The sequence below is a fragment of the Arthrobacter sp. zg-Y877 genome (genome assembly GCF_030373105.1).
Lineage (GTDB): Bacteria > Actinomycetota > Actinomycetes > Actinomycetales > Micrococcaceae > Arthrobacter_B.
Window position 1 is genome coordinate 790,855 of the sequence record NZ_JAUCPU010000001.1, and the last position, 17,821, is coordinate 808,675.

15 protein-coding genes and 1 tRNA gene are annotated in these 17,821 nt (G+C 66.3%); 9 read left to right on the forward strand and 7 right to left on the reverse strand.

Going from position 1 to position 17,821, the window contains the following annotated elements; translation table 11 throughout:
* Positions 1–46: 46 nt before the first annotated feature.
* On the forward strand, positions 47–982 hold the full coding sequence (gene cysK / locus QNO03_RS03715) for a cysteine synthase A (protein WP_229948848.1): 936 nt from the start codon (positions 47–49) through the stop codon (positions 980–982).
* A 49-nt stretch (positions 983–1,031) separates the two neighbouring features.
* Complete coding sequence (epsC, locus tag QNO03_RS03720) at positions 1,032–1,616, forward strand: serine O-acetyltransferase EpsC (RefSeq protein ID WP_229948850.1); 585 nt, start codon at positions 1,032–1,034, stop codon at positions 1,614–1,616.
* A gap of 84 nt (positions 1,617–1,700) precedes the next feature.
* Here epsC and gnd read toward each other — a convergent pair whose 3' ends face one another.
* The 6 genes from gnd to QNO03_RS03750 all read right to left on the reverse strand — a co-directional run bounded on the left by gnd (position 1,701) and on the right by QNO03_RS03750 (position 6,184).
* Positions 1,701–3,137 (reverse strand): NADP-dependent phosphogluconate dehydrogenase, encoded by a 1,437-nt coding sequence (gene gnd, locus QNO03_RS03725; protein ID WP_289601943.1) that lies wholly within the window; start codon positions 3,135–3,137, stop codon positions 1,701–1,703.
* A 102-nt stretch (positions 3,138–3,239) separates the two neighbouring features.
* A complete protein-coding gene (locus tag QNO03_RS03730; RefSeq protein ID WP_289601945.1) occupies positions 3,240–4,091 on the reverse strand; it encodes a serine hydrolase in 852 nt (283 codons plus the stop codon).
* Positions 4,092–4,201: 110 nt separating this feature from the next.
* Positions 4,202–4,277: transfer RNA gene (locus QNO03_RS03735), tRNA-Val, on the reverse strand.
* An 85-nt stretch (positions 4,278–4,362) separates the two neighbouring features.
* Positions 4,363–5,307 carry an NAD-dependent protein deacetylase gene (locus QNO03_RS03740; RefSeq protein WP_289601946.1) on the reverse strand — a complete coding sequence of 315 codons (945 nt, stop codon included), beginning with the start codon at positions 5,305–5,307 and terminating at the stop codon, positions 4,363–4,365.
* Complete coding sequence (locus QNO03_RS03745) at positions 5,304–5,768, reverse strand: peroxiredoxin (protein ID WP_289601947.1); 465 nt, start codon at positions 5,766–5,768, stop codon at positions 5,304–5,306. Before QNO03_RS03745 ends, QNO03_RS03740 begins: the two co-directional genes overlap by 4 nt.
* The gene (locus QNO03_RS03750; RefSeq protein WP_229948860.1) at positions 5,765–6,184 is read right to left on the reverse strand and encodes a DUF3052 domain-containing protein; all 420 of its coding nucleotides are present in this window, start codon (positions 6,182–6,184) and stop codon (positions 5,765–5,767) included. Before QNO03_RS03750 ends, QNO03_RS03745 begins: the two co-directional genes overlap by 4 nt.
* A 303-nt stretch (positions 6,185–6,487) precedes the next feature.
* On the opposite strand from QNO03_RS03750, the gene aceE reads away from it, so the two are divergent.
* Complete coding sequence (aceE, locus tag QNO03_RS03755; protein WP_231707478.1) at positions 6,488–9,232, forward strand: pyruvate dehydrogenase (acetyl-transferring), homodimeric type; 2,745 nt, start codon at positions 6,488–6,490, stop codon at positions 9,230–9,232.
* 81 nt (positions 9,233–9,313) lie between these two features.
* Here aceE and QNO03_RS03760 read toward each other — a convergent pair whose 3' ends face one another.
* Complete coding sequence (locus QNO03_RS03760) at positions 9,314–10,009, reverse strand: FadR/GntR family transcriptional regulator (RefSeq protein ID WP_289601948.1); 696 nt, start codon at positions 10,007–10,009, stop codon at positions 9,314–9,316.
* Positions 10,010–10,188: 179 nt separating this feature from the next.
* On the opposite strand from QNO03_RS03760, the gene QNO03_RS03765 reads away from it, so the two are divergent.
* From QNO03_RS03765 to QNO03_RS03790, 6 genes are all read left to right on the forward strand, one after another.
* Positions 10,189–11,550 carry an SLC13 family permease gene (locus QNO03_RS03765; protein WP_229948867.1) on the forward strand — a complete coding sequence of 454 codons (1,362 nt, stop codon included), beginning with the start codon at positions 10,189–10,191 and terminating at the stop codon, positions 11,548–11,550.
* A gap of 57 nt (positions 11,551–11,607) precedes the next feature.
* Complete coding sequence (locus tag QNO03_RS03770; RefSeq protein ID WP_289601949.1) at positions 11,608–12,828, forward strand: CaiB/BaiF CoA transferase family protein; 1,221 nt, start codon at positions 11,608–11,610, stop codon at positions 12,826–12,828.
* The gene (locus tag QNO03_RS03775; RefSeq protein ID WP_229948874.1) at positions 12,825–14,336 is read left to right on the forward strand and encodes a carboxyl transferase domain-containing protein; all 1,512 of its coding nucleotides are present in this window, start codon (positions 12,825–12,827) and stop codon (positions 14,334–14,336) included. The genes QNO03_RS03770 and QNO03_RS03775 overlap by 4 nt, the downstream gene beginning before the upstream one ends.
* Before the next feature lie 108 nt (positions 14,337–14,444).
* Positions 14,445–15,668, forward strand: a complete 1,224-nt coding sequence (locus QNO03_RS03780) for a PucR family transcriptional regulator (RefSeq protein WP_229948877.1) — start codon at positions 14,445–14,447, stop codon at positions 15,666–15,668.
* Between the two features lie 109 nt (positions 15,669–15,777).
* Positions 15,778–16,731 carry an ACP S-malonyltransferase gene (locus QNO03_RS03785; RefSeq protein WP_289601952.1) on the forward strand — a complete coding sequence of 318 codons (954 nt, stop codon included), beginning with the start codon at positions 15,778–15,780 and terminating at the stop codon, positions 16,729–16,731.
* Positions 16,728–17,789 carry a beta-ketoacyl-ACP synthase III gene (locus tag QNO03_RS03790; protein ID WP_289601953.1) on the forward strand — a complete coding sequence of 354 codons (1,062 nt, stop codon included), beginning with the start codon at positions 16,728–16,730 and terminating at the stop codon, positions 17,787–17,789. The genes QNO03_RS03785 and QNO03_RS03790 overlap by 4 nt, the downstream gene beginning before the upstream one ends.
* Positions 17,790–17,821: the final 32 nt, after the last annotated feature.

Consider the following 17,821-nt stretch of genomic DNA (forward strand, 5'->3'; position numbering starts at 1 on the left):
ATCACTCCATCCGGTGAAACGAACGTTGAAGGAATAGAGGAAAACCATGGCTCGTATTTATGACGATGTAACCCAGCTCGTAGGTGGAACCCCGCTGGTGCGCCTGAACCGGCTCACTGAGGGACTCCACGCCCAGGTCGCCGTAAAGCTGGAGTTCTACAACCCGGCCAACAGCGTCAAGGACCGGATCGGCGTGGCAATTGTCGACGCCGCCGAGAAGGCCGGCGCCCTTCAGCCCGGCGGCACCATTGTGGAGGGCACCTCCGGCAACACCGGAATCGCCCTGGCCATGGTGGGCGCAGCCCGCGGCTACAAGGTCATCCTCACCATGCCCGAGACCATGTCCACTGAGCGCCGGGTCATGCTGCGTGCCTACGGTGCCGAAATTGTCCTCACCCCCGGTGCCGACGGCATGCGCGGCGCAGTGGACAAGGCCAAGGAAATTGTCGCCACCACCGAGAACGCCATCTGGGCCCAGCAGTTCGCGAACGAAGCGAACCCGGCTGTGCACCGGGCCACCACCGCCGAGGAAATCTGGGCGGACACGGACGGCCAGGTGGACATCTTCGTTGCCGGCATCGGCACCGGCGGCACCATCACCGGCGTCGGGCAGGTCCTGAAGGAACGCAAGCCGGATGTGAAGATTGTTGCCGTGGAACCGAAGGACTCCCCCATCCTGAACGGCGGTTCCCCCGGCCCGCACAAGATCCAGGGCATCGGCGCGAACTTTGTTCCCGAGATCCTCGACACCACCATCTACGACGAGGTCTTCGACGCCTCCATCGAGGACTCCGTCGCCACCGCCCGGGCACTGGGCACGCAGGAAGGCATCCTTGGCGGCATTTCCTCCGGGGCCATCGTCTGGGCCGCACTGGAACTCGCCAAGCGGGAAGAGAACGCCGGTAAGCTGATTGTTGCCACTGTCTGCGACTTCGGAGAGCGTTACATCTCCACCGTCCTGTACGACGACATCCGCGGCTAGACCGCGCTCCGCCCCCTGCGGGACGGACCAACCGAGCAGAAAGTTCTCTGTGAGTCTGTTAGCCCGACTGCGCGAAGACCTCGACGCCGCCGCATCACATGATCCGGCGGCCCGGGGCTCGTTTGAAAACTTCGTTGTGTATTCCGGCCTGCATGCCATCTGGATGCACCGGGTGACGCACCGCATGTGGGCACGGCCCGCGCTGCGGTTCCCGGCCCGTGTCCTGTCGCAGGTGACCCGTTTCGCCACCGGCATTGAAATCCATCCCGGTGCCACGATCGGCCGCCGGTTCTTTATCGACCACGGCATGGGGGTCGTCATCGGTGAAACCGCCGAGATCGGCAACGATGTCATGCTCTACCACGGGGTGACCCTGGGCGGGCGTTCACTGGCCAAGGTCAAGCGGCATCCCACGATCTGCGACGGCGTCACGGTGGGTGCCGGCGCGAAGATCCTCGGTCCCGTGGTCATCGGCGCCAACAGCGCGGTGGGAGCCAATGCCGTGGTGGTGAAGGACGCTCCCGCGGATTCGATCATTACCGGCATTCCCGCCACGTGGCGGCACCGGGACACCAAAATGACCCAGCCGGCCGTCGATCCGGCGGAGTACGTCGACCCGGCCATCTACATCTAGCCGGCCGGCAAGGCATGGCCGACATTGCAAAAGGCCCGCAGCGTCCGCTGCGGGCCTTTCTGTATGTCCTGTAAGCGATGAGCCCTAGTGGGTGTCCACTGCTTCGACCTCGGCGTGGTCCTGGCCCCACATGGTGTGGAAGGTGCCTTCGGCATCCACCCGGTGGTAGGTGTGCGCACCGAAGAGGTCGCGCAGTCCCTGGGTGAGTGCCGCCGGGAGCCGCTTGCGGCGCAGGCCGTCGTAGTAGGCCAGCGAGGAGGAGAACACCGGTACGGGGATGCCCAGCTGCACGGCAACGGAGACCACACGCCGCCAGGCCGGAACGGCTGCGGCGATGGACTCGGCGAAGGCGGGGGCGAACAGCAGGTTGGCAGGAGCTTCGCTGCCGGCGTAGGCCTTCATGATGTCGTCCAGCAGCTCGGCGCGGATGATGCAGCCGGCACGCCAGAGCGAGGCGATCTCATCCAGCTTCAGTTCCCAGCCGTATTCCTTCGCGGCCGCGTTGAGCATGTCGATGCCCTGCGCGTAGCTGACCAGCTTGGAGGCGTAGAGGGCCTGGCGTACATCCTCCACGAAGGTCTCGGGCAGCTCGACGGTGGATTCGCGGCCCTGGAGCGTCTCCTGGGCAACTTCCCGCTGCCCGCGCTGGGAGGACAGCGCGCGTGCGAAAACGGACTCGGCAATGGCGGAGACCGGGGAGCCCAGGTCCAGGCCGGACACGACGGTCCAGCGTCCGGTGCCCTTCTGGCCGGCGGAGTCCACGACTACGTCAACGAAGGGCTTCCCGGTCTTGGCATCCACGTGGCCCAGGACTTCGGCGGTGATTTCGATCAGGAAGGAGCTGAGCTGGCCTGCGTTCCACTCGTTGAAGATCTTTGCCTGCTCGGCCGGCTCGATGCCGGCGGCGGAGCGCAGCAGGTCGTAGGCCTCGCCGATCACCTGCATGTCCGCGTATTCGATGCCGTTGTGCACCATCTTCACGAAGTGCCCGGCGCCGTCGGTGCCGATCCAGGTGCAGCAGGGGTCGCCGTCGTACTTGGCCGCAATCTTTTCGAGCATCGGCCCGAGGGAGTCATAGGACTCACGGGAACCACCGGGCATGATGGACGGCCCCAGGAGCGCGCCCTCTTCACCGCCGGAAACGCCGACGCCAACAAAGTGAAGGTCCTTCTCGGCCAGCGCAGCCTCGCGGCGGCGGGTGTCTTCAAAGTGCGAGTTGCCGCCGTCAATCACAATGTCGCCCGGTTCCAGCAGGGGCACCAGCTGGCTGATCACGGAATCCACGGGCGCACCGGCCTTGACCATGATCAGGACGCGGCGCGGTGTCTCCAGGGAGTCCACGAGTTCCTGGAGCGACTCGGTGCGGATGAAGTTCCCCTCATCACCGTGCGCGGAAAGCAGGGCGTCCGTCTTTTCGATGGAACGGTTGTGCAGGGCCACCGTGTAACCGTTTCGGGCAAGGTTGCGGGCGAGGTTCGCACCCATGACGGCAAGGCCGGTTACACCAATTTGTGCACTCAAGTTCTCTCCAAGGATCGTTCGGGCGGGACGGGGCAGGATGGCCACGCCGTGTTCAGGCTCCAGCCTATGCTTCTTCGCTATCCCGCCGCCACACGCGCGCCCTTAGGCACCGGCTTCGTAGCCGTTGATCACGGAGGCAACGTTTTCGACGACGCCGATACCCTCCGAAAGCGTGCTGTTCCGGGAACTGAGCACCGCGATGCTGTAGTTCCTTTCCCCGTCGCGGATAAAACCCGAACTGCCGACAGCCCACTCGTCGTCGTCATCCGGCAGCCAGCCGTTCTTCAGGGCCACTTCCGTCAGGGGTGAGGAAACGCCCGCGCTGATCCCCCAGTTCTGCTCCGGGCATACGTTCTCCATCAGGCCGACGGCGAATGCCAGCAGGTCCGCATCCAGCCAGTCGGCGCCGTTGGCCACCGTCCGGGCGATCACCATCTGGTCCCTGGCGGTGGTTTCGCTGGCTCCCCATATTTCGCCGGCTTCGGTGTCGGTCACTCCGATGAGTTCATAGGTGCGGTTCAGTTCCTCCCGGCCGCCCAGGTCGGCGTACAACTCGCTGGTGGCCTCATTGTCGCTGTATTCGATCATCAGGGTGGCGAGTTCCTCTTCCTCCGCCGTCAGGCTGCGCTTTTCCTCCGTGGCCTGGCGGACCAGGGTCAGGAGGATGGGAACCTTGACCAGGCTCGCCTCCAGGTACCGCGCGTCCGGGTTGTAGCTCCATGACCGGCCTGTCCTGTTGTCCTGGACGGCGAAGGAGAAATCCGCCTTCCGGTCCGCAGCGACCACATCGAGAGCGGCGGCAACCGGGGCAGGAACAGGTTCCGCTGGAGCTGAGGGTGCCGCGGCGGAGCCGGCCGTGGATTCCACCGGAGCCGGATCCGTGGGCGCCGTGCACCCGGCCAGCAGGACCAGCGCCGTCACGGCGGCGCAGACGGATTTCCCCGTATTTCCCATCAATCCCCTGTGTTCCGTATAGCTGTGCGGTTAATCCTTCGGAAGGATGCATTTGGGCACACAAAAAACCGCCGTTACTTCCCGCTCCTGCGGAATGTAACGGCGGCCGTTGGTGGGTCCTACCGGGATCGAACCGATGACATCCACGGTGTAAACGTGGCGCTCTACCAGCTGAGCTAAAGACCCAAAACATGTTGCCCGGCCGAGGCGAGATAACTCCGCAGGCCCTGCATCACGAGGAACTACGTTACCGCATTCAGCGCACGGATGCCTAATCGGCGGGTTGGTCCTCCGGTGCAGGCAGGTCCGGCAGGTTCCGCGCCAGCCAGCTTAGGGCGGTACTGACTCCCATATCGATTTTCAGGGTGGCCAGCGGATCCCCGCGGGTGGCGCCGCGGTTAATGATGACTACGGGCTTATCCGCCTTCACCGCGTACCGGACAAAGCGAAGGCCGCTCATGACGGTCAGGGACGAGCCGGCCACCAGGAGTGCACCGGCGTCGTCCACCATGGAAAAGGCCCGTGCCACCCGGTCCTTGGGGACATTCTCACCGAAGTACACAAAATCGGGTTTGAGCATGCCGCCGCAGACCGGGCAGTCCGCCACCACAAAGTCTTCGGTGTCGACGACGTCGGCGTCGGCATCGGGGGCGATCTCGCCGTCGTGACGGGGGCGGTCCAGGTAGCCCGGGTTGAGTTCCTCCAGCAGTTCTGCGACTTCGGAGCGGGAAAAGCCGGAATGGCAGGCCAGGCAGACCACTCTGTCGTAGCGTCCATGGAGGTCCACGACGTTGACGCTGCCGGCGTCGGTGTGCAGCCGGTCCACGTTCTGGGTAATCACGCCGGAGAGCAGTCCCCGATGTTCCAGCTCCACTACTGCCTGGTGGCCGGAGTTGGGTACGGCGTGGCGCAGGTGGTGCCAGCCAACATGGTTGCGGGCCCAGTAGCGGCGGCGGAGTACCGGGTCGCCAACAAACTGCTGGTACGTCATCGGATTGCGCGGCGGAGCGTCCGGCCCGCGGTAGTCGGGGATTCCGGAGTCCGTGCTCAGCCCTGCGCCTGTAAGCAGGGCTAGACGCCGCCCGCCGAGGTATTCAGCGGCGCGCCTGAGCAGGCGCAGCTCCGTCCCGGTAGGCGCAGGTGCGGTGCCGCGGGCACGTCCGCTGGCGAAGCCCGTCAGTCCCAGCCCCGGCCGTGGATCCTGCTCTGCATTCACAGGTCCTCCAAAGCGCTGCGGTACCAGTCGAGGGGACGCGGGGCGCCGGAATCCGTCCGGATCGATGCCTGGAGGACTCCCCCGCGGTCAATGGCAAAACTGGCCCGTTCGGCCAGCCCGCGGCGTCCGTCGAAGACGCCAAACGTCCGGGCGGCTTCTCCGTGGGGCCAGAAATCGGAAAGCAGGTCGAAGCCAAACCCCTCCTGCTCCGCCCAGGCCCGGAGGGTGTACTTCGAATCGCAGGAGACAGCCAGCAGGCGGACGCCGGCGTCGGCGAACAGACCCTTCGCGGACTGCAGCTCCTCGAGTTCACCCCTGCACACCTTCGAATACGCGAAGGGGAAAAACACAAGCACGACGCCGGTGCCCCGCAGTCCTTCCAGCCGGACGTCTTCGCCGAACTGGTTGGGGAGGCAGAAGCCGGGAACCACAGCACCTGCCGCTGGCAGGCCTGCAGTCACTTCTTGCGTCGGCTCACCAGGCGGGTAGCGGCCCAGTCGTCGCTGACACCCGGAGAGGTGGTGACGTGGAGTCCCGCCGTGGGTGCCGCTTCCTCGATATCCGCCGGAGGAACGTAGCCGTCCCGGCCGGACTTGGGCGTCAGCACCCAGACCGTTCCGCCCTCGTCCAGCGTGGTCAGGGAATCGACCAGCGCATCCACGAGGTCGCCGTCGTCGGCACGCCACCAGAGGATGACGCCATCCACAACATCGTGGTCGTCTTCCGTGAGGAGTTCGCCCCCGATGAGGTCTTCCAGGTCCTCACGGAAGTCGAAATCCACATCCTCGTCGTAGCCGAACTCCTGAACCAGGTCGCCGTCCTTGAAACCCAATCTGCTCGCCACGTTTTCCTCAGTGACGGCCTCGGCCTCGCTCACTTCACTCCTCCTGGTTGACTGCATAAATACAAGGGAATCACACATTTGCCTGATCCGCGCTGTCTCAGAGTCAACGAAACACCTAAAACCTGCAGGCTTCAAGGCCCAGCGGGCTGTACGCCGTCAGCGATGCTTCCCGGTGCAGGCTACGCAACAACCGGGGCACGGGACTAGAGTGGAAGGAAAGCAGATCCGGGCGCCGAGGCGCGCACACGCGCAAAACGCGCAAGTGAAGATCCGGCGGACACCGGCCGGATTCCCACAGTAAAGAATGTCGCAGACACAATCTGTACATGAGAGAGGTTGGCCGTGGCCGCAGAAGACACAACGGACATCCTGAGCGGGTTAACCAACCAGCTGCCGGACCGTGATCCTGAGGAAACCGCAGAATGGATCGAATCACTCGATGAGCTGATCCGTTCGCAGGGCACTGAGCGCGCGCAGTACATCATGCGTTCGCTGCTCCAGCGTGCCGGTTCCCAGAGCGTGGGCGTGCCGATGGTAACCACCACCGACTACGTCAACACCATCCCGGTTGATCAGGAACCAGAATTCCCCGGCGATGAGGAAGTTGAACGGCGTTACCGCGCCTGGCTGCGGTGGAACGCCGCGATCATGGTGCACCGGGCCCAGCGCCCGGGTATCGGCGTCGGTGGGCATATCTCGACCTACGCAGGCGCAGCGACCCTGTACGAAGTGGGCATGAACCACTTCTTCCGGGGCAAGGACCATCCGGGTGGCGGAGACCAGATTTATTTCCAGGGTCACGCCTCCCCCGGCATGTATGCCCGAGCCTTCCTGGAAGGCCGCCTGTCCGAAGAGGACATGGACGGCTTCCGCCAGGAGAAGTCCCGCGAGGGGCATGCGCTGTCGTCCTACCCGCATCCGCGCAGCATGCCGGACTTCTGGGAATTCCCGACGGTTTCCATGGGTATTGGTCCCATGAACGCCATCTACCAGGCACAGTCCAACCGCTACCTGCAGAACCGCGGCATCAAGGACACCTCCGAACAGCATGTGTGGGCCTTCCTGGGCGACGGCGAAATGGACGAGCCGGAATCGCGCGGCCTGCTCCAGCTGGCCGCCAATGACAAGCTCGACAACCTGACCTTCGTGATCAACTGCAACCTGCAGCGTCTCGACGGACCGGTCCGCGGCAACGGCAAGATCATGCAGGAACTGGAAGCCTTCTTCCGCGGCGCCGGCTGGAATGTCATCAAGGTTGTCTGGGGCCGCGAGTGGGATGACCTGCTCCAGCGCGACAAGGACGGCTCGCTGGTGGACATCATGAATGCCACCCCCGACGGCGACTACCAGACCTACAAGGCCGAGTCCGGCGGGTTCGTCCGCGAGCACTTCTTTGGCAAGAGCCCGGAGACCAAGGAACTCGTGGCCAACCTGACCGACGAGGAAATCTGGAACCTCAAGCGCGGTGGCCACGATTACCGCAAGGTCTACGCCGCATACAAGGCCGCCACGGAGTTCAAGGGCGCCCCGACGGTCATCCTGGCCCACACGGTCAAGGGCTACGGCCTGGGTACGCACTTCGAGGGCCGCAATGCGACCCACCAGATGAAGAAGCTCACCCTCGATGACCTGAAGGCTTTCCGCGACCACCTGCGGATCCCGATCAGCGACGAGCAGCTTGAAGCCGATCCGTACCGGCCGCCGTACTACAACCCCGGAGCCGACGCTCCGGAGATCAAGTACATGCTGGAGCGCCGGCGCGAACTGGGCGGCAACGTCCCCGAACGCAGGGTGAAGCACGAACCGGTCCACCTTCCGGACGACAAGGCCTACGAAGTAGCCAACCGCGGCTCCGGCAAGCAGCTGGCTGCAACCACCATGGCGTTCGTCCGTCTGCTCAAGGACCTGATGCGGGACAAGGAATTCGGCAAGCGCATTGTGCCGATCATTCCCGACGAGGCACGCACCTTCGGCATGGACTCGTTCTTCCCGACGGCCAAGATCTACAACCCCAAGGGGCAGAACTACCTCTCCGTGGACCGGGACCTCGTCCTGGCCTACAAGGAGTCCCCGCAGGGCCAGATCGTCCACGTGGGCATCAACGAGGCCGGCTCGATCGCGGCCTTCACCGCAGCGGGCACGTCCTACGCCACCCACGGCGAGCCGCTGATCCCCGTCTACGTGTTCTACTCGATGTTCGGGTTCCAGCGCACCGCCGACTACATCTGGGCAGCCACTGACCAGATGGCACGCGGGTTCCTGATCTCGGCAACCGCCGGCCGCACCACCCTGACCGGTGAAGGCCTGCAGCACGCCGACGGCCACTCGCCGATCCTGGCCTCCACCAACCCCGCGGTGAAGACCTACGACCCGGCGTACGGCTACGAGATCGGGCACATCGTGCGCCACGGCCTCGAGGAGATGTACGGCCCGGATTCCAAGGATCCGAACGTCATCTACAACCTCATGGTCTACAACGAGCCGATCCAGCAGCCCAAGGCCCCCGAGGACCTGGACGTGGAAGGCATCATCAAGGGCATCTACCTGCTTGCACCGGCCAAGATCGACGGCCCCCGCACGCAGCTGCTGGCCTCCGGCGTTGCCGTGCCGTGGGCGCTGGAAGCCCAGCAGCTCCTGGCTGAGGACTGGGGAGTTTCGGCCGACGTCTGGTCCGTCACCTCCTGGAACGAACTGCGCCGCGACGGCCTGGCCGCCGAAGAGGAAGCCTTCCTCAACCCCGGCTCGGAGCCCCGCGTGCCGTTCGTTACGCAGCAGCTGGCCGGAGCCACCGGTCCGATCGTTGCCTCCACGGACTACATGAAGGCCGTACCGGACCAGATCCGCCAGTTCCTGCCGAACGAATTCGCCACCCTTGGTGCCGACGACTTCGGTTTCGCGGATACCCGGGCAGCAGCACGCCGGTACTTCAAGATCGACAGCCACTCGATGGTGGTGCGGGCGCTCGAAATGCTTGCACGCCGCGGTGAAGTCGATGCCAACGCCCCCAAGGAGGCAATGGAGAAGTACCACCTGCTGGACGTGAACGCCGGCACCAGCGGAAACGCCGGGGGCGACGCCTAAGCGTCCCGCCGCGTCTCCTGCCTAGGAGAAACCAAAGAAGGGAACCGCCACACCCGTGGCGGTTCCCTTTTTTATGCCCGTCTAGATGCCGGTTTCCGACACCAGATCGATGTGGGCCTGCATCGCCGCAGCCGCGGCGTCCGGATCCGCCGCACGGATGGCATCGGCAATGGCGCGGTGGGATTCCAGGGAGCGCTCAGGACGTCCGGGCTGCCCCAGGGAGGCCAGCCGGGTCTCGCGGACCAGCTCGGAAATGAACGTCATCATGGACGCGAGGATGGAGGAGTGTGCTGCGGAAGCCACTGCCTGGTGGAAGAGTTCATCCCCATGGGTACCGCGGCTGCCGCTGGAAATCTCCCCGGCCATGGCTTCCAGCGCTGCCTCCACCGCCGCAAGGTCGGCGGGCGTACGCCGCTCGGCGGCAAGCGCTGCGAGTTTTACCTCCAGGGTGCTGCGCGCTTCAACGATTTCCGGCATCCGGTCCCCGTGCTCGCGCAGTTCCCGCAGCACGGAGGCAACGCTGGGCCGATATACCAGTACGGCACCGGTGCCATGCTGCACATCGATAACGCCCAACACCTCCAGCGCCACCAGTGCCTGCGCCAGTGTGGCCCGGGATACACCCATCCGCTCGGCCAGCTCCCGCTCAGCGGGCAGCAGGTCTCCCGGCCCCAGTCCCGTCGCGGCAATGAACCCCAGGAGCTGTTCCACCAGGCGCTCGTACAACCGGGGACGCGACACCCGGACAAACCCGCCGCCGCCGTTACTGCCGGGCATTGGAACCTCTCTCTTCGCCTGCACGGCATCCGCCGGCCAGGAATCCGAGTATAGCCAGCCCGGATTACGCGTTGACAAGACGGTGAGAGTTTAGGAGGCTAGTCCAGTGCTTGTGGTGTAGATCACACTCACCGCCGCCGCTGCCGGGCGGCCCCTGACCATCGACCGAGGGAACAATGATGTCCGCTCCGCTCCTTTCCATCCTGATATTGGTGGCCATGTTCCTCCTGGCCACCGTATTGCCACTGAACATGGGGGCACTCGCCTTCGTCGGAGCCTTCCTGCTGGGCTTTGTTTTCCTGGGCATGAGCACCGAGGATATCCTCGCCAACTTCCCGGGCGGCCTGTTCCTGACCATCGTCGGCGTGACGTATTTGTTCGCCATTGCCCAGAACAACGGCACCATCGACCTGTTGGTCCGGGGAGCGGTGAAGCTTGTCGGTAACCGGGTGGCGCTCATCCCGTGGATCATGTTCGCCATCACCGCGGTCATCACCGCAGTAGGCGCACTGTCACCGGCCGCCGTCGCCATCGTGGCTCCCATCGCCCTCGGGTTCGCCGCAAAGTACCGGATCAACCCGCTGATGATGGGCATGATGGTCATCCACGGCGCGCAGGCCGGCGGCTTCTCCCCCATCGCCGTCTACGGCGTCACGGTAAACGGCATCATCGCCGAGACCGATCTGGACTCCAGCCCGTTCGCCGTCTTTATGGCCAGCCTGCTTTTCAACACCTTCATCGCCGTGATCCTCTACTTCGTCCTGGGTGGCAGCAAGCTGCGCAACAGCACCACGGGAGCGTTTGTGGAGCAGGTTGCCGAGGCTCGGATGAACCTCAGCGTCGCCGGCCGGGCCGACGTCGCCTACAAGGGCACCGGATCGGATATTTACGGCCCGCGGGATCCCGCAGGCGACGGGCTTGCCGCCACCAAGACGCGCAGTGAAACCTTCCCCCAGATCGTCACCATCGCCGGCCTGGTCACCCTGGCCGTGGTCGCCCTTGGATTCAAGATCGACGTCGGCTTCGTTTCCATCACCATCGCCACGATCCTTGCCCTGGTGTCGCCTCAGGCGCAGAAGGGAGCGATCAACAAGATCAGCTGGACCACCGTCCTGCTCATCTGCGGCATGCTCACCTTCGTGGGGGTCCTGCAGGAAGCAGGAACGGTGGAATACGTGTCCGACGGCGTGGTCAGCCTCGGGATGCCGCTGCTGGCCGCCCTGCTCATCTGCTATATCGGTGCCGTCGTGTCCGCCTTCGCGTCCTCCACCGCCATCCTCGCCGCACTGATCCCGCTGGCCGTTCCGTTCCTCGCGTCCGGCGAGATCGGCGCGGTGGGGCTCATCTGCGCCCTGGCCGTCTCCTCGACCATCGTGGATGTTTCCCCGTTCTCCACCAATGGCGCCCTGGTGCTGGCCAACGCACCCGAAGGCCTGGACAAGGACCGCTTCTACAAGCACATCCTCGCCTACAGCGGCATCGTCGTTGTAGCCGGGCCGCTCGTGGCCTGGCTGATCATGGTGGTTCCCGGCTGGCTCTAGCCCCACCCGTTTCCCGCACCACGTTCCGCCCGCAAGACTTCAGGAAAAGAGTTACCCATGAGCACCGATTCCACCTCCCGCGGCCCGCTGGACGGCTACCTCGTCGTCGACCTCAGCCGAGCCCTGGCGGGCCCGCACGCCGGCATGATGCTCGCCGACCTCGGGGCACGCGTCATCAAGGTCGAAACCCCCGGCACCGGCGACGACACCCGCAGCTGGGGTCCACCCTTCGTCGGCCCGGAAGACGACCAGCAGGCGACCTATTTCCTCTCCTGCAACCGGAACAAGGAATCCATCGCCCTGGACCTGAAGTCCGGTGACGGCGTGGAGGTCCTTCAGGACCTGATCCGGCGGGCTGATGTGCTGGTGGAAAACTTCCGGCCCGGGGTGCTTGACCGGCTGGGCTTCTCCCCCGCCCGGATGCACGAGCTCAATCCCCGGCTCGTCATCCTCTCCATCAGCGGCTTCGGCCACGACGGACCCGAGGCCACCCGCAGCGGCTACGACCAGATCGTCCAGGGCGAGGCAGGACTGATGTCCCTGACCGGCTCAGGTCCGGAGGACCCGCAGCGCGTTGGCGTGCCCATCGCCGACCTGCTCTCGGGCATGTACGGTGCGTTCGGGTTGCTGGCGGCCCTGCTCGAACGCGAGCGCACCGGAAAGGGGCAGGTCGTGCGGACCTCGCTGCTGGCCGCCGTCGTCGGCGTCCACGCCTTCCAGGGCACCCGCCACACGGTAGCGGGCGAAGTTCCCGCGGCGCAGGGCAACCACCATCCGTCCATTGCCCCCTACGGGCTCTTCTCCTGCCGGGGCGGCAAGGTCCAGATCAGTGTCGGCAGCGAGAAGCTGTGGGAGACCTTCGCCGCGACGTTCGGCATTGACACCTCCCGCCCCGAGTTCGCCGGCAACGCGCAGCGGGTGCGCAACCGGCAGGCCGTGATCGGCGCCGTCGAGCAGGCGTTCGCGGACATCGAGGCCGAACCGCTGCTGGAAAAGCTGCGAGCCGCCGGCATTCCCGCCGGCAAGGTACGCACCCTGGACGAAGTGTACGACTGGGAACAGGTCCACTCACAGGGACTGGTGGTCGACGTCGACCACCCCGTCCTCGGCAAGGTCTCCCTGCCGGGGCCGCCGCTGCGCTTTTTCGATGCCGCCGAGGGCACTGAAACCACCCATCGTGTCCACACCGCCCCGCCGCTGCTCGACCAGCACGGCAGCGGGATCCGCAGCTGGCTCTCCGACAGCGGATCCGCAGCCCCAGCAGGAACCGAAGCGTGAGCGTGCAGGCGCCGCGCCGGCGGTTGGATGCCCGGGGACTGCTGGACCTGGTGGTGGACCCTGGTTCCTTCCGCTCCTGGGATACCCCGGTGGTTTACACCGAGCACAACGCGGCCTATGAACGGGACCTCGTGGCGGCGCGGCAGAAAACCGGCGAAGACGAATCGGTGCTCACCGGTGAAGGCCTAGTGCAGGGGCGTCGCGTTGCCCTGGTTGTCTGCGAGTTCGGATTCCTGGGCGGCTCCATCGGCGTTGCCGCCGCGGACCGCCTGACGGCCGCCGTCGAGCGCGCCACCCGTGAAGGACTGCCCCTCCTCGCCGGACCCGCTTCCGGCGGCACCCGGATGCAGGAAGGCACCCTGGCGTTCCTGTCGATGGTCAAGATCACCGCCGCCGTGCGCCGGCACAAGGAAGCGGGCCTGCCCTACCTGGTCTATCTGCGCCATCCCACCACCGGCGGCGTGATGGCGTCCTGGGGATCGCTGGGACATATCACCGTGGCCGAACCCGGGGCGCTGCTCGGCTTCCTGGGCCCGCGGGTCTACCAGGCCCTCTATGGCGAGCCGTTCCCCGAAGGCGTGCAGACCGCCGAAAACCTGCAGGCCCGCGGACTGGTGGATGCGGTGCTGCCCCCGGAGGAACTCGCCGGCACCGTGCACCGCGCCCTGGCCATGCTGCTGCCTGGCCCGGCAGCCCCCGTCCCCGCTCCCGCGTCGCTGGAGAGCAGTCCACAGCGCGTCCCGGCCTGGGAGTCCATCAGCATTTCGCGCAACCGGCACCGTCCCGGGGTCCGCCAGCTGCTGCATTTCGGCGCCGGCGACGTCCTGCCGCTGAACGGCACCGGGCAGGGCGAAAAAGACCCTGGCCTGCTGCTGGCCCTGGCCCGCTTCGGCGGGACATCCTGCGTTGTGCTGGGCCACGACCGGCAGCGCGGAACACAGCAGCCGGCACTGGGACCGGCTTCCCTGCGGGAGGCGCGCCGCGGCATGCGGCTCGCCGAAGAGCTGAATCTTCCGCTGCTGACCGTCATCGACACCGCCGGCGCTGCCCTGTCGAAGGAAGCTGAAGAGGGCGGTCTGGCCGGAGAAATCGCCCGGTGCCTCAACGACCTCGTCGGCCTGGACTGCCCCACGGTCTCCGTGCTGCTGGGTCAGGGGGCCGGCGGCGGGGCGCTGGCCCTGCTGCCCGCAGACCGCACCGTTGCGGCCCAGCATGCCTGGCTCTCCTCACTGCCTCCCGAGGGGGCCAGCGCCATTGTCCACCGGGACACACTGCACGGCGCGGAGATGGCCGAGGCCCAGGGCGTGACGGTTTCCGCGCTGGCCGAGCACGGGATTGTTGACCATACCGTTGCCGAACTGCCCGACGCCGCCGCCGAGGCACCCGCCTTCTGCCGGCGCCTGGCCCTGGCCGTGGAATACGAACTGGCGTCACTGCGGACCGTCCCTGCGTCGGAACGGCTGGAGCGGCGGACGGCGAGGTTCCGCCGGCTGGGGTCTGCGCTGTAGTGGAAACGGCACGGCGGCGGATGTCGGCGGCCGAAGCTGGACGCCTAGCCAACTTGTAGCCTTCACACAAAATGGCGGTTCACCGGTGCAGGCCGTAAGCTCGCCTGTATGCCAGTGCGTCCCACTACGTCCGCTGCCTCGGCCCCGCCGGAAGCAGACCAACCTACGGTCGAGCGCCTGAAGGCGAATATCGGCAAGCTTTCCACCGCCACCCTGCAGCAGCTTGACATTTCCCTGCCCTGGTACCGGGGGCTGCGCCCGGACGAACGCTCCGCGCTGGGAATGGTCGCGCAGAAGGGCATCGCGTCCTTCGTGAACTGGTACCAGCGTCCTGCCTCGCCGGCCTGGGTCCTCAGCGACGTTTTCGGCACCGCCCCGACCGAGCTCACCCGCTCGATCAGCCTGCAGAAAGCACTGCAGCTGATCCGTGTCGTGGTCCAGGTGGTGGAGGACCGGGTACCGGAACTGGCCGGAAACGAGGTCCAGTCGAAGCTGCGTGAAGCGGTGCTGCGGTACTCGCGGGAGGTGGCCTTCGCCGCTGCCGACGTGTACGCCCGCGCTGCCGAAACCCGCGGCGCCTGGGACACCCGGCTCGAAGCCCTCGTCGTGGATGCCATCCTGCGCGGCGAAAGCTCGGATGCGCTGCGCTCCCGGATCGCCGCCGTCGGCTGGACCTCCGCGGCGCCGGTCACCGTCATGGTGGGCGGCTCCCCCGCCGAGGCCAATGCAACCTTCGTCAATGAACTGCGCCGCGCCACCGGCCGGCTGGCAGAAGACACCCTCGTGGGCATCCAGGGCGAACGACTGATCCTGGTCCTTGGCGGGCTGGAGGACAAGGCCTTCTCCTACACCCGCCTGTCCGAACTCTTCGGCCCCGGCCCGGTGGTCTACGGCCCGCCCGCACCGTCCCTCGTCGAAGCCGGCCCGGCGGCTCAGGCAGCATTCGCCGGACTTACCGCGGCCCGCGCCTGGCCTGCCGCTCCCCGCCCGGTGGCCGCGGATGACCTCTGGCCCGAACGCGTGATGTCCGGCGACGACACTGCACGCCGCGCCCTGGTACAGAGCATCTACACCCCCCTGCTGGGTGCCTCGAACGGCCTGGCCGAAACCCTCAGCGCGTACCTTTCCCTGGGACACTCGCTGGAAGCCACGGCACGCGAACTCTTTGTGCACGCCAACACCGTCCGGTACCGGCTGCGCCGCGTCTGCGACGTGACCGGCTGGGACCCCATGCTGCCGCGGGAAGCCTTCGTCCTGCAGACCGCACTGGTGGTTGGACGCCTCGCCCCCGCGGGAAAGGCAGCCCCGGAGAAGCCCGCCACCCGCCTCTGAACCCTGCCCAAGCACCTCCCCCGGCTTGTAGACTTCCTACAAAGGCGTCCGGGGAGCTTGGTCTACGCAAACACCCGGTCCCGCTCCCTATGTTTGGAAAGCTGTATACGTGCTTGCAATTGTCTGCCCCGGCCAGGGGTCCCAAACGCCAGGATTCCTTGCGCCGTGGCTGGAACTGCCCGGCGTGCGGGATCACCTCTCCGCGCTCAGCGACGTCGCCGGTCTTGACCTGATCGCGCACGGAACGGTATCCGACGAAGAAACCATCAAAGACACCGCCGTCGCCCAGCCCCTGATCGTTGCCGCCGGCCTGATGGCCGCACGGCTGCTGCTGGATCCCGCGGCGCTGACTGCCTCAACGGTCCTGGCCGGCCACTCCGTCGGTGAGATCACGGCGTCGGCCATTGCCGGTGCGCTGCCGGAAAAGGACGCCCTGGTCTTCGTGCGTGAACGCGCCAACGCCATGGCCCGGGCCGCGGCTGTCGAGCCCACTGGCATGAGCGCCATCCTCGGCGGGGACCCCGACGACGTCGCCGCCGTCCTGGAAGCCGCAGGACTCACCGCAGCCAACGCCAACGGCGGCGGACAGACCGTGGCCGCCGGAACGCACAACCAGCTCGAAGTCCTCACCGCCGCCCCGCCCGCCAAGGCGCGGGTGATTCCGCTGAAGGTCGCCGGTGCCTTCCACACCGTCCACATGGCGCCGGCCGTGACGGTCCTGGAAAACCTGCGTCCCTCCCTCTCACCGCAGGCACCCCTCGCCACCCTCCTGTCCAACCGCGACGGAGCGGCCGTAGTGTCCGGGGACGCAAATCTGGACAGCCTCATCGCCCAGGTGTCCCGGCCGGTACGGTGGGACCTGTGCATGGAAAACATGCTGGCCATGGGCGTGACCGGACTGCTGGAACTGCCGCCCGCCGGAACCCTCACCGGCCTCGCCCGCCGCGGCATGAAGGGCGTTCCAACCCTGGCCCTGAAATCCCCAGAAGATCTAACCGCTGCCCGGGAGTTCATCCGTGAGCATTCCGGAACGGCAGCAACTAACGGAGAAGGTAACGCGTGAGCACGCCCACCCTGAAGCAGTCACCCGTCAACGAATTCAGCCGGATTCTCGGCATCGGCGCGTTCCGTCCCGATGTCATTGTCAGCAACGACGACGTCTGCCAGTGGATCGATTCCTCCGATGAGTGGATCCGCCAGCGCACCGGCATCGTGACCCGCCACCGTGCGGACAAGGGCACGTCCGTGGTGGACATGGCCGAGGCCGCCGGCCGCGAGGCACTGAACAACGCCGGCATTGAGGGTTCGCAGCTGGGCGCCGTCATTGTCTCCACAGTGACCCACCCCTACGCGACCCCGTCCGCCGCCACCCAGATCACCGAGCGCCTCGGCGCCACCCCGGCACCGGCCTACGATGTGTCGGCCGCCTGCGCCGGGTACTGCTACGGCGTTGCCCAGGCCGACGCGCTGGTCCGCTCCGGCGCCGCCACCTATGTGCTGGTCATCGGTGTGGAGAAGCTTTCCGATTTCATCGACAACACCGAGCGCACCATTTCCTTCCTGCTCGGCGACGGTGCCGGCGCCGTCGTCGTCGGCCCCTCCGACACCCCGGGCATCGCACCGTCGGTCTGGGGCTCGGACGGCAGCAAGTCCGGCGCGATCGGCATGACCCACTCGATGCTGGATGTCCGCGAGCTTTCCCTCGCGGCGGAGGCCGATGGCGGCATGACCCCCGCAGACCTCGCCACCCGGGAGACCAAGCTCTGGCCCACCCTGCGCCAGGACGGCCAGACCGTCTTCCGCTGGGCCGTCTGGGAAATGGCCAAGGCCGCCCAGCAGGCACTCGACGCCGCCGGGATCACCGCGGAGGATCTTTCCGCCTTTGTGCCGCACCAGGCGAACATGCGCATCATCGACGAGATGGCCAAGCAGTTGAAGCTGCCCGAATCGGTGGTTATTGCCCGTGACATCGCCGATGCCGGAAACACGTCGGCGGCTTCCATTCCGCTGGCCACCTACCGCCTGCTGAAGGAGAACCCCGAGCTGAGCGGCAAGCTGTCGCTGCAGATCGGCTTCGGCGCCGGGCTTGTCTTCGGCGCTCAGGTAGTAGTCCTCCCCTAGCCGTACCACCCGCTGAACCGGTCCCGGACCGG